13 protein-coding genes are annotated in these 15,461 nt (G+C 67.6%); 4 read left to right on the top strand and 9 right to left on the bottom strand.

Annotated elements, in window-relative coordinates; translation table 11 throughout:
- The first annotated feature begins 37 nt into the window (after window positions 1–37).
- Window positions 38–1,366: an MFS transporter gene (locus D620_RS0102465; protein WP_017664201.1), complete on the top strand. Its 1,329-nt coding sequence runs from the start codon at window positions 38–40 to the stop codon at window positions 1,364–1,366.
- A gap of 10 nt (window positions 1,367–1,376) precedes the next feature.
- Window positions 1,377–2,408: a LacI family DNA-binding transcriptional regulator gene (locus D620_RS0102460; RefSeq protein WP_017664200.1), complete on the top strand. Its 1,032-nt coding sequence runs from the start codon at window positions 1,377–1,379 to the stop codon at window positions 2,406–2,408.
- A 26-nt stretch (window positions 2,409–2,434) separates the two neighbouring features.
- Here the strand turns inward: D620_RS0102460 and D620_RS0102455 are convergent, their stop codons facing one another.
- From D620_RS0102455 to D620_RS0102420, 9 genes are all read right to left on the bottom strand, one after another.
- Entirely contained in the window at window positions 2,435–3,079 is a 645-nt protein-coding gene (locus D620_RS0102455; protein ID WP_017664199.1) for an NrsF family protein, read from the bottom strand.
- Between the two features lie 2 nt (window positions 3,080–3,081).
- Entirely contained in the window at window positions 3,082–3,315 is a 234-nt protein-coding gene (locus tag D620_RS16900; protein ID WP_017664198.1) for a sigma factor-like helix-turn-helix DNA-binding protein, read from the bottom strand.
- A 135-nt stretch (window positions 3,316–3,450) separates the two neighbouring features.
- Complete coding sequence (locus tag D620_RS16895) at window positions 3,451–3,606, bottom strand: hypothetical protein (protein WP_324603060.1); 156 nt, start codon at window positions 3,604–3,606, stop codon at window positions 3,451–3,453.
- Between the two features lie 102 nt (window positions 3,607–3,708).
- Window positions 3,709–4,839 (bottom strand): acyl-CoA dehydrogenase family protein, encoded by a 1,131-nt coding sequence (locus tag D620_RS0102445; RefSeq protein ID WP_017664196.1) that lies wholly within the window; start codon window positions 4,837–4,839, stop codon window positions 3,709–3,711.
- Window positions 4,840–4,864: 25 nt separating this feature from the next.
- Complete coding sequence (locus D620_RS0102440; RefSeq protein WP_017664195.1) at window positions 4,865–6,061, bottom strand: acyl-CoA dehydrogenase family protein; 1,197 nt, start codon at window positions 6,059–6,061, stop codon at window positions 4,865–4,867.
- Between the two features lie 496 nt (window positions 6,062–6,557).
- Window positions 6,558–7,649, bottom strand: coding sequence for an LLM class flavin-dependent oxidoreductase (locus tag D620_RS0102435; protein WP_017664194.1), 1,092 nt, complete (start codon window positions 7,647–7,649; stop codon window positions 6,558–6,560).
- Window positions 7,649–8,563 (bottom strand): aldo/keto reductase, encoded by a 915-nt coding sequence (locus D620_RS0102430; protein ID WP_026091893.1) that lies wholly within the window; start codon window positions 8,561–8,563, stop codon window positions 7,649–7,651. Before D620_RS0102430 ends, D620_RS0102435 begins: the two co-directional genes overlap by 1 nt.
- 2 nt (window positions 8,564–8,565) lie before the next feature.
- Window positions 8,566–9,570 carry a LacI family DNA-binding transcriptional regulator gene (locus D620_RS0102425; protein ID WP_017664192.1) on the bottom strand — a complete coding sequence of 335 codons (1,005 nt, stop codon included), beginning with the start codon at window positions 9,568–9,570 and terminating at the stop codon, window positions 8,566–8,568.
- On the bottom strand, window positions 9,567–11,555 hold the full coding sequence (locus D620_RS0102420; protein WP_051020516.1) for an alpha-glucosidase: 1,989 nt from the start codon (window positions 11,553–11,555) through the stop codon (window positions 9,567–9,569). The genes D620_RS0102425 and D620_RS0102420 overlap by 4 nt, the downstream gene beginning before the upstream one ends.
- A gap of 164 nt (window positions 11,556–11,719) precedes the next feature.
- Here D620_RS0102420 and D620_RS0102415 point away from each other — a divergent pair, with 164 nt between their 5' ends.
- Both D620_RS0102415 and D620_RS0102410 read left to right on the top strand, forming a co-directional pair.
- Window positions 11,720–14,047: a TonB-dependent receptor gene (locus D620_RS0102415; protein WP_017664190.1), complete on the top strand. Its 2,328-nt coding sequence runs from the start codon at window positions 11,720–11,722 to the stop codon at window positions 14,045–14,047.
- 103 nt (window positions 14,048–14,150) lie between these two features.
- Entirely contained in the window at window positions 14,151–15,413 is a 1,263-nt protein-coding gene (locus D620_RS0102410; RefSeq protein ID WP_017664189.1) for an MFS transporter, read from the top strand.
- Window positions 15,414–15,461: the final 48 nt, after the last annotated feature.

The raw sequence follows: 15,461 nt of genomic DNA, 5'->3' as shown, positions 1-15,461 counted from the left end.
TATAAGGCGCAAGGACACAATTGGGATGAGGCCTCACATGTCGGAAAAGCCGCGGCTTTCGCTGCTCAGAATCATCGAGATGAACATCGGCTTCTTCGGCCTGCAATTCTCTTTCGGATTGCAGCAGGCGAACATGGGGCCGATCTATGGCTTCCTCGGCGCGGACGAGGCTGCGATGCCGCTGCTGTGGCTGGCAGGGCCGATGACCGGGCTTCTGATCCAGCCGATCGTGGGCGCGATGAGCGACCGCACCGACACGCGCATCGGCCGCCGCACGCCCTATTTCCTGGTCGGCGCGGTGATCTGTTCGCTCAGCCTCTTTGCCATGCCCTATTCGTCCGCCTTGTGGATGGCTGCATCGCTGCTGTGGATCCTCGATGCCGGCAACAACATCACCATGGAGCCCTACCGCGCCTATGTCGCCGATCGGCTCGCGCCCGAACAGCGCTCGGTCGGCTTCCTCACGCAGAGCGCGTTCACCGGACTTGCCCAGACCCTGTCCTACCTCGCGCCCTCGCTGCTCACCGCGTTCGTGGCGCGCGACGTGCTCGATGCCAACGGCATTCCGGTGATCGTGCGGATCGCCTTCGTGATCGGCGCGGTGCTTTCGCTTTCGACGATCCTGTGGTCGGTGCTGCGGGTGCGCGAGCTGCCGCTGGATGCCGCCGCCAGGGCCGGGCTGGCCGAAAAGCCGCTGACCGCGCGCGGCACCCTTGCCGAGATCCGCGACGCGCTTGCCGAAATGCCGCGCCCGATGCGCCAGCTGGCGGGCGCGATGCTGTGCCAGTGGTACGCGATGTTCGCTTACTGGCAGTATGTCACCTTCGCGGTCGGCCGCAGCCTCTACGACACCAGCGATCCGGCCAGCACCGCCTTCCGCGAGGCGACGCTGACCACCCAGCAGGCGGGCGCGCTCTACAATTTCGTCGCCTTTCTCGGCGCGCTGGCGCTGATCCCGATCGTCCGCCGCTTCGGCGCGCGGCCCACCCATGCGGCTTGCCTTGCCGCATCGGGGGCGGCGATGCTGCTGATCCCGGGCGTCTCGAGCGTGCCGGGCCTCATGGTGCTGATGATTGGCATCGGCATCGGCTGGGCAGGGATGATGGGCAACACCTATGTGATGCTCGCCGATTGCATCCCGCCGGCACGCAACGGCATCTACATGGGCATCTTCAACCTGTTCATCGTCGTGCCGATGCTGATCCAGACCCTGACCATGCCGCTGATCTACGAGCCGCTGCTGGGCGGCGATCCGCGCAATGTGCTGATGCTGGGGGGTATCTTGATGCTGGCGGGCGCCATCGCTACGCTGCTGGTCGATGCGGGCCATCGCAGCCCCCGGGAACAGGGGCTCGCGGCCGGCTGAGAGGAGAGACATGGCCGCCGGCGACGACAGGACTGCGCGCACCAGCGTGCGCACCATCACCGATCTGGCGCGCCTTGCCGGGGTCTCGCCCGGCACGGTCAGCCGCGCGCTTGCCGGCAAGAGCCTCGTCAACACCCGCACCCGCGAGAAGATCGAGGCGCTCGCCCGCGAACACGGCTTTCGCCCCAACCAGATGGCGAGCGGATTGCGCCGCCAGAAGACCGGGGTGATCGGGGTCGTCATCCCGCTCGGCCATGATATCCGCCAGCAGATTTCCGACAGCTTCTTCATGACCCTGCTCGGCTTCCTCGCCGACGAACTCACCACCCACGGCTATGACCTGATGCTGCGCCGCGTGGTGCCTGACAGCGATCCCGACTGGCTCGACCGCTTCATCGGTTCGGGCATGATCGACGGGGTGATCGTGATCGGCCAGTCCGACCAGTTCGAGCGGATCGAGGAGGTCGCCGACGGTTACCGCGCGATGGTGGTGTGGGGGAACCACACCGAAGGCCAGCGGCATTGCGTGGTCGGCACCGACAACCGGCTGGGGGGCCGGCTCGCGGCCGAGCGCCTGGTTGCGGCCGGCGCGCGCCGGCTGGCGTTTCTCGGCGATACCGGCCCGATGGAATTTGCCGCGCGCTTTGCCGGCGCGCAGGATGTTGCCGCGCGGATGGGGCTGCCGGCGGTGCGGGCGCTTGCCACCCACCTCTCTCCCGACCGCGCGAGCGAGGAGATCGCGGGCCATCTGGCGGCCTGCGCGGGCGCGATCGACGGCATCTTCGCCGCCACCGACACCCTCGCCGCGCTGTGCCTTGCCGAACTGCGCGCGCAAGGCCTGTCGGTGCCCGAGGACATCAAGCTGGTCGGTTTCGACGATCTGCCGATCGCCCGCCAGACCATCCCGCCGCTGTCCACCGTAAGGCAGGATATCGCGGTTGGCGCGCGCGGGCTCGTCGATCTGCTGCTGCGGCGGCTGGCGGGAGAGACCACCGAGAGCCTGGTGCTGCCGCCCGAACTGGTGATGCGCGCGACCGCCTGAAGCCGCTCACCAGCGCCTGAACCCGCTCACCAGCGGATGAGGCGCGGCACCAGCGCGCGGCCCGCAAGCCCGGTCACCGCGACCACCGCGCTGTGCCACAGGCCGATGTGGACGATGTCGTTGTCGCCGCAGTGGAGCGAGGCGGCGAAGATCCCGAAGGCCCCCGCCGCCACCCCGGCCACCAGCCCGGCGCGTTCGGGCGCGGTCGGCGCGCCGCGCCGCAGCCACGCCGTCAGCAGCGCGAAGACCAGCAGCGAGGCCGCGCTGCCGCCCGCCAGGCACTCGGCCCCGTGGCGCATCAGTTCGGGCGACAGGCCCGAAGCGCCGCGCGCCAGCGCCACGATCACGCCCGCCAGCGGCAGCAGCCCCGCCATTGCCGCCGCCCAGCGCCAGCCCGAATGATCGCTGCCCACCTGCGGGCGGCTCATCACCACCACCGCCACGCTCGCCGCGAGCGCCAGGCCGAGGAACAGCAGCGTCGAGACCAGTTGCATCGGATCGAGGTGGCCCGCCAGCCACTCGGCGCGCAGCCCGAAGGCGGCGACCACCGCCACCGCCGTGACCGCCGCCGCGCCCAGCGCCAGCGCCACGCCCTCGGCAAAGTGTAGCGGCCTCACCGGTTCCAGACCGTCCACCAGTTCGGCAATCAGGGCATCGGAACGCTGCGGCATTGTCATTCTTTCTCGATGATGGCCGCGAGCCTTTTCAGCCCGCGGTGGATGTTGACCTTGACCAGGCTCTCGCTCTGCCCGGTCGCGGCGGACGCCTCGGCGATGGAGAGGCCCTCGATCTTGACGAGCGCGATGGCGCGCTCCTGCGCGGGCGGGAGCAGGCCGAGCAGCCGATCGAGGCTGATGCGCGCGGCGATGCCGGGTTCATCATCGGTGCCGATCAGCTCCTCGTGCAATTCGTGCTCGTCGGCGCGGTAGAGGCGGCGCAGGTGATCGACCCAGCGGTAGCGCGCGATCGCCGCGAGCCACGGCAGGAACGGCCGCGAGGCATCCCACGAGGCGCGCTTGGTGTGGAGCGCGATCAGCGTCTCCTACACCAGATCATCGAGACTGGAGGGCGCGACGCGGCGGGCGTAATAGCTCCGCAGCCAGCGCTGGCAGCTTTCCAGCAAGGTCGCATAGGCCTGCTTGTCGCCCGCTTGCGAGAGGCGCATCAGCCGCGCAAGGGTCGGTTCGTCCGCTCTCATGCCGCCCGGTTCGCCGGCGCGCGGCAGACGGTTACAGCGCCATAAGAAAACCCCGCCCCCGGGGCTGCCGGGCGCGGGGTTTGCGGTGCCATGGCGCGCGCCTCAACTCAGCGCGACGTGGCGCTTCAGGTGGTGGTCGACATTGCCGAACTCGCTGTCGAAGATCGTCAGGCGCTTGAAGTAGTGGCCGATGGCATATTCATCCGTGACGCCGTTGCCGCCGTGGATCTGCACCGCTTCCTGCCCGATCAGCCGCGCCGACTGGCCGACGCCGACCTTCGCGGCCGAGACCGCGAGCTTGCGGGTCCGCTCGTCGCTGCCCAGCCGCAGCGTGGCGAGATAGGTGAGCGAGACCGCGGTTTCATAGGCCGTGTACATGTCGACCATGCGGTGCTGGAGCACCTGGAAGCTGCCGATCGGCACGCCGAACTGCTTGCGCTGGCGAGAATATTCCACGGTCATCGCATGGGCGACCTTCATCGCCCCGCAGGCCTCGGCGCACAGCGCGGCGATGGCTTCGTCGGTGACGCGCTCGATCAGCGCCAGCCCCTCGCCCTCGGCCCCGATCAGGGCTTCGGCGCCGACAGCGGCATTCTCGAAGAAGACTTCCGAGGCGCGGCGCCCATCGACCGTCACATAGTCGCGGGTGGTGACGCCGGGCGTGTCCTTGGCGAGGACGAAGACCGAAACCCCGCCCCGGTCCCGCCGCTCGCCGCCGGTGCTCGCGGTGACGACAAGGTGGCTCGCCCACGGCGCGCCGATGACGACCGCCTTGTGGCCGTTGAGCACGTAAGCCCCGCCGTCCTTCCTGGCGGTGGTTTCGAGGTCGGCATAGTCATAGCGGCCCCTGGGCTCGGCATAGGCGAAGGCGAACACCGCGGTCCCTGAGACGATCGCGCCGATATGCTCTTCCTTCTGCGCCGCCGTCCCGCCGTGCTTCAGGAAGCCGCCGGCGCAGACCACGGTGGGCAGGAAAGGCTCGATCACCAGACCCTTGCCGAACTCCTCCATGATCACCATCGCATCGACCGCGTCGCCGCCAAAGCCGCCGTCGGCTTCCGAGAAGGGCATCCCGAGAATGCCGAGCTCGGCGAGCTGCGCCCACACTTCGGGCCGCCAGCCATCGGCGCTGGCGATCGCCTTGCGGCGCTCCTCGAAGCCATATTGCTCGCGCACCAGCCGCGAGAGGCTGTCGCGCACCATGCCCTGTTCTTCGGTGAAGTTAAAATCCACGAATTCTCTCCCGTCGCTCGCGCTGTTAAAGGCCGAGGATCATCTTGGTGATGATGTTGCGCTGGATCTCGTTCGATCCGCCGTAGATGCTGGTCTTGCGCATGTTGAAATAGGTCGCCGCGGCATGGGCTGCGTAGTCGGGGCCGACCGGGTGCTCGTTCGAGCCGTTGTCGTTCGACACCCCGCCCATGTAGGGCGCGGAATAGGTGCCGACCGCTTCCAGCGTCAGTTCGGTCAGGCGCTGCTGGATTTCGGTGCCCTTGATCTTGAGGATCGAGCTTTCCGGTCCCGGACCCTTGCCCGCCTGCTCGCCCGCCAGCGTGCGCAGTTCGGTGATCTCGAGCGCGGCGAGATCGATCTCCAGCTGGCTCACCTTCTTGGCGAAGTCGAAATCCTTGATCAGCGGCGCGCCATCGAGCGTCTCGTGCGCTGCGATCTCGCGCAGCTTCTCGACGCCGCGCTTGCTGCGCGCCACGCCCGCAATCCCCGAGCGTTCATGCGCGAGCAGGAACTTTGCATAGGTCCAGCCCTTGTTTTCAACCCCCACAAGATTCTCGACCGGCACGCGCACGTCGGTGAGCCAGGTCTCGTTGACCTCGTAGCCGCCGTCCAGCAGCTTGATCGGCTTCACTTCCACCCCCGGCGTCTTCATGTCGACGAGGATGAAGCTGATCCCTTCCTGCTGCTTGGCGGCGGGATCGGTGCGGCACAGGAAGAAGCCCCAGTCGGCATGCTGGGCAAGCGTCGTCCAGGTCTTCTGGCCGTTGATGACGTAATGGTCGCCGTCGCGCACCGCGGTGGTCTTGAGGCTGGCAAGGTCCGAGCCCGCGCCCGGTTCCGAATAGCCCTGGCACCACCACACCTCGCCGCTGCGGATGCCGGGGAGGTGCTTGGCCTTCTGCTCTTCCGAACCGAAGGTGTAGATGACGGGGCCGACCATCGACACGCCGAAGGGCAGCGGCATCAGCGCGTTGACGCGGGCGTTCTCTTCCGACCAGATGTAGCGCTGGGTCGGGCTCCAGCCGGTGCCGCCATATTGGGTCGGCCATGCCGGAACCGACCAGCCCTTCGCCCCGAGGATCTTGTGCCAGGCGACGAAATCCTCGCGCGCCATATCCTCGCGCATGCCGAAATCGGCGAGGTGCTTGGGATAGTTTTCGGCGATGAAGCTGCGGACTTCCTCGCGGAAGGCCTGTTCTTCGGGGGTGAATTCGAGGTTCATGGGGTCTCTCTCCGAGTTGCGTTTTGCCGCGTTGAGATACGCTTTGTCACGGCGCGCGGACGCGGAAAAGAGGCTTTCGCGCAAGGGCGCGGCGCCGTAGCGGCAAGGGGCTTGGCCAGCAGGGCCTGACCGCCGCGAATCGGGGCGGGCAGCGCGCGGATTTTCCTACAGGCGCGCCGCGCGCTATAGGGCAGGAGCGCTCTTTCGCATTGTCCGCCCGCAACCCGTCACCGCCCCTGCGCGGATGCAACCGCAAGGCCGCATGCCAGCTTCGGCTTTACCCACCATCTCTCTGAATCGAAAGGACGAATTCTGTAGGAACGCGACGTTTGCAGTGGCAGCTTTGCAAACTTCGCCCTGGCAACGGCCGCCGCCCGTAGCGCAGCGCGCGGCGAACATGTGTGAACTTCGGATTTGCCGCACAATATTCTGAAATCACACCGAAATTCCTGTAGGAATGCAGAATTTGCAATGTGAACTTCGTGAACTTTGCCCTCTACATCTCCAGTGGGCCGTGCTGGATATGCGGCAGCACATGGCGCGCGAACAGATCGGCTTCAGCCGCGTGCGGGTAGCCCGACAGGATGAAGGCCTCGATCCCTTCGGCCTGGTAGGCGCGCAGCTTGGCGAGCACCTGATCGGGCGTGCCGACGATCGCCGCCCCGCAGCCCGAGCGTGCGCGGCCGATGCCGGTCCACAGGTTCTCCTCGACGAAGCCGTCGCCATCGGCCGCGCCGCGCAGTTCCTGCTGGCGCTGGACGCCGTAGTTCTTGGCATCGAGGCTTTTTTCGCGGATCGCGCGGCCCGCCTCGTCATCGAGCTTGGAGAGCAGCCGGTCGGCATAGCGGCGCGCCTCGTCCTCGGTCTCGCGCACGATCACGTGGACGCGGTAGCCGAACCTGAGGGTGCGGCCATACTTCGCCGCGCGTTCCTTGAGATCGGCGATGTTCTCGCGCACCTTGTCCATCGTATCGGGCCACATCAGGTAAACGTCCGCCGCCTCGGCTGCGCATTCGCGGGCTTCGTGGCTGAGGCCGCCGAAGTAGAACGGCGGGCACTTGCCGCTGAGCGTCGTGATGCGCGGCGGATCGAGCTTCAGCTTGTAGAACTCGCCGTCGAAATCGAGGTGCTCGCCGTTCAGCAAGGTGCGCACGATTGTCATGATCTCGGTGCCGCGGCGGTAGCGCGGGCCGCTCTCGATGGTTTCGCCCGGCATGTCCGAGGAGATGATGTTGACGTTCAATCGCCCGCCCGTCCCGCTCGCGTTCGGCCCGAGGATACGGTCGAGGGTCGCGATCCGGCGCGCGAGCTGCGGCGGCCAGTCCTCGCCCATGCGGGTCGCCCACAAGAGCTTGATCCGCTTGACCTGCGTGGCGACGGCAGCGGCGAAGATCGTGGTATCGACGCCCAGCTGGTAGCCCGAAGGCAGCAGGATGTTGTCGAACCCGCCTTCCTCGGCACGCAGCACGAGGTTGCGGCAATGCTCCCAGCTCGATTGCAGATAGGGATCGGGGACGCCGAGGAACTCGTAATCGTCGTCGCACAGCGCGGAAAACCACGCGATTTCGCATTGTTGCTGCTGGGTCATCAGGGAAGCCTTTCTCCACGCGCGGCGACCAGCACCGCGTACCAATCCGTCCGGGTCCAGCGGACCTTCAGTGCCTCGGCCCCCTCCGCGATCCGGCTCTCGTTCTGCGAGCCGATGATGGGCACGATCCCTGCTGGGTGCGCCATCAGCCAGCTATAGGCGGCAACCGTGCGCGATACGCCTTGCGCCCCGGCCACGACATCGAGCGCGGCGGCAACCGCCTTGTCGCGCGCTGTTTCCGGCGCGGCGAGCCTGCCGCCGCCGAGCGGCGACCAGGCAAGCGGGGTGAGGCCCAGCATCATCGCCTGATCAAGCTCGCCGTTCTCGAAGCAGGTGATGCGCAGCGGGCTGATCTCCGGCTGGGTCGCCACCAGCTTGTTGCCGAGGAAGTGGTTCAGCGCGGCGGTCTGGTGAATGGTGAAGTTGGAGACGCCGAGCGCGCGGATCTTGCCCGAGGCCACCGCATCGTCGAGCACGCGGGCGACGTCCTGCGGGTGGGCGAGAATATCGGGCCGGTGGATCTGCCACAGATCGACACTGTCCACCTTGAGCCGGCGCAGCGAGCTGTCGATCGCCTTGGCGAGGTAGGCAGGGCTCTGGTCATAGGGCAGCGGCGGGAGGATGCCGCCCTTGGTCGCCAGCACCATGCGGCCCCGCAGCGACGGGTCAGCCGCCAGCACCTCGCCAAGCAGCGCCTCGGCATCGCCGAAGCCGCCAGCGCCGTCGAACCCGTAGATGTCGGCGGTGTCGAGAAAGGTGATCCCGGCATCGAGCGCCGCGTGGACCAGCCTTGCCGCATCGGCGGCGGTGCGGCCGTTTTCGGCAAGGCGCCACATCCCCCAGGCGATGGGCGAGACCGCGATATCGCTCGCCCCGAGGCGGCGGGTGGCAGGTGGAAGGGGCAGTTCACTCATGGTCAGTTCCTCTGTGGGGGCGCGACCGAGGCGCGCTCGACGAGTTCGTGGGGCAGGCGCTTGTGGGTGATGTCCCCGCCCGCGATCAGGATCCGGGTGGCGGTCCGCGCAAGCTCGGCCATCGGCTGGCGGATCGTGGTGAGCGGCGGCCAGACGGTGCGCGCCAGCGTGGTATCGTCGAAGCCGGTCACCGAAAGCTCGCCCGGAACCACGATCCCGCGGTCGTGCGCCACGGCGAGGACGCCTGCGGCCATGTCGTCGTTGGAGGCGAAGATCGCGGTCGGCCGGGCGGGCTGATCGAGCAGCAGGCGCGCGCCCCTCACCCCGCTGTCGAAGTCGAACTCGCCGTCGACCACGAGGCTCGGCTCGAAGAGGATGCCGACGCGGTCCAAGGCGCGGCGATAGCCGAACAGGCGATCGTCGGAGGCCATGTGATTGGTGTGACCCTTGATGAACCCGATCCGGCGGTGGCCGGCGTTGATGAGGTGGGTGGTCATGTCGTCGGCGGCCTGCGCGTCGTCCATGAACACCGAGGATGTGAGCGCGTGGTTGGTGCCTGGAGAGATGCGGATGAAGGGCACATCCATCGTCTCCAATGCGCGCAGAACGGGGTCGCAATCGGTGACGGGGGAGGACAGGATGATGCCGTCCACGTGGGTCTCGCGCACCAGCCCGCGCACCTGATCGCCCACCTGCGGATCGGCGACGTCCACGGGCTGTGCAAGCAGGCGGATGCCGGCCTCGTGGCACACCTCCCAGCAGCCCTTCTGAATCTGGAACATGTAGTAGGGGCTGTGATTGTCGTAGATCAGCGCGACCTGCCCCGACTTCGCGCCCGACAGGATGCGCGCGGCGACGGAGGGCCGGTAGTCGAGTTCGGCCATCGCCGTCTCGACCCGCTCGCGCAGCTCGGCGCTGACATAGGGGTGGCCGTTCATCACGCGGCTGACGGTCTTGACCGCCACTCCGGCGCGCGCGGCGACATCGCGGATGTTGGCGCGGCTCATCGGCGGAGGTCCTCGAACAGCGCAGCAAAGGTGCTGTCATGGCGGTAGAAGACCGGCGGCTCGCCCAGCGGCGCGGGCACATCGTGCCAGCCGGGGGCGAGGTCCCGCCCGCTCCACAGGTGCCTCCACGCACCCTCGGGCAGGTAGACCCTGCGCATCACCGCCCCCGCCTCGATCACCGGCGCCACCAGCAGGTCCGCGCCGTAGAGATATTGGTCCTGGATGGTCAGGCCCTCGCGCTCGCCGGGGTAATGCAGGAACAGCGCGCGCTGGGCGGGCAGGCCGGTGGCCCGCGCCTCGGCGACGAGGTGGCGGACATAGGGGGCAAGCGCCGTGTGCACCCGGCTCCACCGCACAACGCCGGCGACCAGCGCCGGCGTGCTGTCGATCTGGAGATTGTCGTCAGGCCGATTGCCCTCGTGGGTGCGGAAGACGGGGGAGAAGGCGCCCAGTTCATACCAGCGCAGGATCAGCTCCTCGCTGCGGACATTGCCGAACAGGCTGGTATATCCGCCGATGTCCGAATGGCTGAAGGCATTGCCGAGGAGGCCCGATGACAGCGCGGCGGTGATCACCGTGCCGATCCCGTCATGGCGGCTGAAATCGACCGACTGGTCGCCCGCCCACAGCAAGGGGCAATGGGCCTGAACCCCGGTATGCCCTGCCCGCATGAACCAAAGGACATCGCCGGTCCGCCCCCGCGAGGCGACCGCGCGCGCGTTGACCTCGGCCCAGCGCACCGGCCAGCGGTTGTGCTCGCGCATCGGGTCGCCATCGTGAAGCCTGAGGTCGGTCGGCAGGTATTCGCCGAAGTCCGCCATCCAGCCATCGAGCCCGAAATCGAGCATGCGCTTGGCCATAACCTCCTCGGCAAACCAGTCTGCGGCGGCGGGGTTGGTGAAGTCGACGACGCCCGCGTGGAACTCGCCGAAGTCGACGCGGTAGGGCTCGTCGCTCTCCAGCTCGCGGGCCAAACAGCCCTTGGCGGCGGCTTCCGGGTAGAGCGGGCCGTCGACCGCAAGGTATGGGTTCACATAGCCGAGAAAGCGGATGCCGCGCGCCTTCAAAGCGGCCATGCGGGCGGGCAGATCGGGATAGCGCTCGGCGTTCCACTGCCAGTCCCAGAACAGGCGGCGGCCGAAGCTGGTCTCGCGGATGCCGACCCAGTCCTCGCACCACAGGCCGCTGATCGCTGCGCCCGCCGCGAGCAGCGCCTCGAGCCGGTCGAAAGAGGCCGCGCCCTGCTTGAGGCCGATGACCGCACCGCCCTGCGCCCATTCGGGGAGCGGCGGGCGCGGGCCGAAGCGCGCGGCGAGCTGGCGGACGAGATCGGCAGGCTGGCCCTCGAACAGGTCGATGGCGACCTCGCCCGACCACACGTGAATGCGCAAGATGCCGTCATCGCGCGCGTCGAGTTCAACATATTCGCTATTGGCCAGGCTCAGCGCCCAGCCCCCCGAACACAGCACGGTGGGCTCGGGATAGTTGGTGGTCCAGTAATCGCCGCCCGCAAAGCTGCCATCGGCGCTGGCCATGTCGGTGAGCGGGGTGCCCGGTTCGCGGCCGACGCCAGGCTCGCTCGTCCAGATCGGGAAGTTGCGGCCATTGAGGACGAGATGGCTCATCTGCTCGCCCCCGCCCCACAGCACATCGCCCGGGGCGAGCGCGAAGTCGATCGTCATGCGGTCATGGCCGCCGAGCGCCCTGAGGGTCAGCCGCGATGCATCCGCCGCAAGCGCCAGCGCGACCTGCGCGCTGCCATCGGCGCTGGCGAGCACCACGCCACCCGCGCCATCCACTTCTGCCCGGCACAGTGGCATCGCTGCCACAGCAGCATCCGAAAGCCGGAAATTGCCGCGCACCATGGAGACCTGTGCAGCGCCCTTAGCAACTGAAATTGCGAGACAATCTGGCGCATGACGGAGCACCGTCCGGCCTGCCAGCCGCAACCAAACGCCCCCCGCTTCCGGCTTCAGCCGCACCATTCCAGCCCTGCATCCTTACCCCGGGCTGTCCCTCCGCCCGATCTGACACCGCTTGACAGAATGCAGCGGAAAGCGCAACCCGACACGCCAAAGATCGACCGCACGGGCGGACATCTGCAACCACCCGCCCGATAGAGCCGATCATGTCCAGAGGGGAGAACACAATGTCCGCCACCACCCGTTTTGCGCGCGCCACCATGCTCAGGGCGCTGGCCCTGTCGGCCAGCTCGCTCGCCTTCGCCTCGGCCGCACCGGCCTTTGCTCAGGTCGAGGAAATCATCGTCACCGCCCAGAAAGTCGAGGAAAACGTCCAGGACGTGCCGATCGCGATTGCCGCGGTTTCGGGCGACCGGCTGCAACAGGCGGGCGTCACCAGCCTTGAAAACATCAGCACGGTCGTGCCCTCGGTGACCTTCCGCAAGGGCACCACCAGCGCCAACAGCGCGATCGTGATGCGGGGCGTTGGCACCATCAGCTTCTCGGTCGCGGCCGAGCCGTCTGTGTCCACCGTTGTCGACGGCGTGGTGCTGTCGCGTTCGGGCCAGGCCTTCATGGACCTCGTCGATCTCCAGCGGCTTGAAGTGCTGCGCGGCCCCCAGGGTACGCTGTTCGGCCGCAACGCCAGCGCCGGCCTCGTCAACATCGTCTCCAAGGGCGGCACCGACACGCTCGAGGCCGAATTCAACGCCGACTGGTTCGAGGGCGAGGAATACCGCCTGCGCGCCGCGGTCAGCGGCCCGATCGCCGAAAACCTCAGCGCCCGCCTGACCGGCTTCTACGGCAGCTATGATGGCAACATCACCAACATCTTCGGTGGCCGCAACGAGAAGATCAACGGCTACGAGCGCTATGGCGTACGCGGCATCGTCGATTACGACGATGGCGGCAACAAGGTCCGCCTGATCGCCGATTACTACAAGGCCGACGATGATTGCTGCGTCGATGTGACCGGCGCCAGCCGCGGTGCGGTGCAGGATGCGCTGCTCGCGCTGCCGGGCGGCGTCGCGCTGGGCGAGGACCAGCGCTTCGTCAACAACGACCTCGTCACCTCGACGCAGGACCAGCAGTGGAGCCTGACCGGCACCGGCGATTTCGACATCACCGACACCCACACGCTGAGCGTCGTGCTCGGCTACCGCAACTGGGAGAACACCGAAAACCGCGAAGGCGACTTCCTGCCCCGCGCGATCGTCGGCGCGGGCCAGCTGCACGATGTCGGCACGGTCAAGACCGAACAGGTCTCGGCCGAAATCCGCCTTGCCTCGGACCAGTCCAAGCCCTTCTACTACCAGGTCGGCGGGTTCATCTGGCAATCGGACAACACCCAGGACTTTACCCGCCGCAATGTCACCTGCACCACCTCGACCCTCGCGGCGCTGCCGGGCGGAGCGATCCCGTGCAATCTCAACGACACGGTCAACACGCTGTTCCCCTTCGCCACCTCGCGCTCGGACGTGCGTTCGGTGAACTATGCGCTGTTCGGCCAGGCGACCTACGAGATCACCGAGCAGCTCTCGCTGACCGGCGGCCTGCGCTACACCTGGGATGACCTCCAGTTCACCCACACCCGCGCGCCCGCGGTGAACGCCACCACCGGCCTGCCCGCGACCGGCCCGGGGACCAACGGCAACCCGGCCGGCGGCACCATCGCCAGCGGCGGCAACGGCACCAACACCAGCCGCGGCGAGACCAGCAACAGCAACCTTTCGGGCCGTGCGGCGATCCAGTTCAAGCCGACCGAGGACATCATGCTCTACGGGTCCTACACCCGTGGCTACAAGGGTCCGGCCTTCAACGTGTTCTTCAACCACACCGCCCCCAACAACGCGGTGCCGATTGCCGAGGAGCTGTCCGACAGCTTCGAGATCGGGGTGAAGTCGCAGTTCCTCGACAACCGCGTGCAATTGAACGTGGCGGCCTTCACGGTCGAGTATGACGGGTTCCAGGCGAACAACTTCATCGTGGTGAACGGCGCGACGATCTCGAACCTGACCAATGCGGGCACGGTGAAGAGCGAAGGCTTCGAGGCGGACCTGATCGTCAACCCCGTCGATGGCCTCAACCTGCGCGCCAGCGCGGCCTATGCCGACGCGCGGGTCAAGGAGTTCAACCCCAACCCCACCACCAACGCTCCCGACGCGCGCAACGGCACCGTGCTGCCGCTGGCGCCCAAGTTCACGTATACCATCGGCGGGGACTACACCCGCGAGCTGGGGCCGGTGACGCTCTATCTCAACACCGACTATCGCCACACCAGCACGCAATATTCGGACCTTGGCCAGGCGGCCTCGACCCGGATCGATCCCTACGGCATCTGGAACGCCTCGCTCGGCTTCTCGGACCCGGAAGACAAGTATCGCGTGACCTTCCATGCGCGCAACATCACCGATGAAAGCTACGTGCTGCTCAACATCGAAAACGGCCGCCGCCTGCAGATCCCGCGCGATGCGGACCGCTATTTCGGCGTCTCGCTGCGCGTGCGGACCCGCTGAGCGCGCGTGACAGTGTGACTGACCAAGGGGCCGTCGGAGCGATCCGGCGGCCCTTTTGGTCTCGCGCTTGCCTGCCTGTGCCCCCGAGCCCTAGGAACACGTGATGGCCGCAGACCCCCACTCCTCCATCGCCCCCCGCCTGCGCTGGGCGCTGTTCACCGTGCTGTGCGTTGCGGGGGTGTTCAACGCAATGGACCGTCCGATCATCGCCATCCTCAAGCCCGACATGATGAAGGATTTCGGCTGGCGCGACACGGACTTCGGCAATCTGGCAGCGGTCACGCAGTTCTCGGCCGCCTTCGCCTTCCTGTTCACCGGCTGGCTGGTCGACCGGCTGAGCGTCAACCGCGCGATGCAGGTCGGCGCGAGCGCGTGGAGCCTGGCCGCGATGGCCCATGGCTGGGCGCTGTCGACCTGGCAGGTGGTTGCCGCGCGCGTCGGCCTTGGCGTCACCGAGGCGGTGCAGACCCCGCTCACCATCAAGACCGTCGCCACGCTGTTTCCGCCCGACAAGCGCAGCTTCGCCTTGGGCTTTGCGACCATGCTGGCGGGCGCGGGGACGATCGCGATGCCCTTCGTTATCCCGGCGCTGGCGCTGGCGGTAGGCTGGCGCGGAGCCTTGGTCGCAGGCGGGATCGGCGGCTTCGTGTCGCTGCTCGCCTGGATGTGGCTCGCGCGCGGCCTGACGCAGCTCAACGCGCGCGGCGGCACCTCGGCAGCAGAGGTTGCGGGGGGCGAGGCCTATGGCCCGATCCTGATGAACCGCCAGACCTGGGCGATCGTGATCGCCAAGGCATTGAGCGACATGACCTGGTGGTTCATCAATTTCTGGCTCGCCGATTATTACCGCAAGGCTTTCGGCCTAGCGACGCTGGACCTTGCCGTCCCGCTCGCCATCGCCTTTGCCGGATCGGGGCTCGGCGCGCTGCTGGCCGGGTGGGCCTCGACCCGGCTGCTCGAGGCCGGCTGGAGCCCCAACCGCGTGCGCAAGAGCGTGATGCTGCTCTGCGCGGCTGTCGTCGCGCCGCTGCCGCTGGTGCTGGAGCTCGGCGGGTTCTGGCCGGTGGCGGTGATGATCGGCGTGGTCATGGCCGGGCATCAGGGCTTCTCGCTCTCGCTGTTCTCGACCATCACCGATGTGGTGCCGGGCGCCAAGGTCGGGCGGGTGACGGCCTTTGGTGCCTTCATGGGGAACATGGGCGGCGTGGCGATCAGCCTGGTCGCCGGGCGCGTGCTCGATGCGGGGCTGGGCTACGGGCCGCTGTTCGCCTTCGCCTCGGCCTCCTACCTCGTGGCGCTGGCGTGGTTCCACCTGCTGCTCCCCGTGATCCGCCGGCCCGAGGACGAGGCGACGCTGTTCGATTGAGCCGCGCGCGCGGTTGCAATCGTACGGACCGCGCGTTAGGCTTGTGAC

The organism is Porphyrobacter sp. AAP82, assembly GCF_000331285.1.
Taxonomy (GTDB): Bacteria; Pseudomonadota; Alphaproteobacteria; order Sphingomonadales; family Sphingomonadaceae; genus Erythrobacter.
This window is presented reverse-complemented; position numbering and strand designations above follow the sequence as displayed.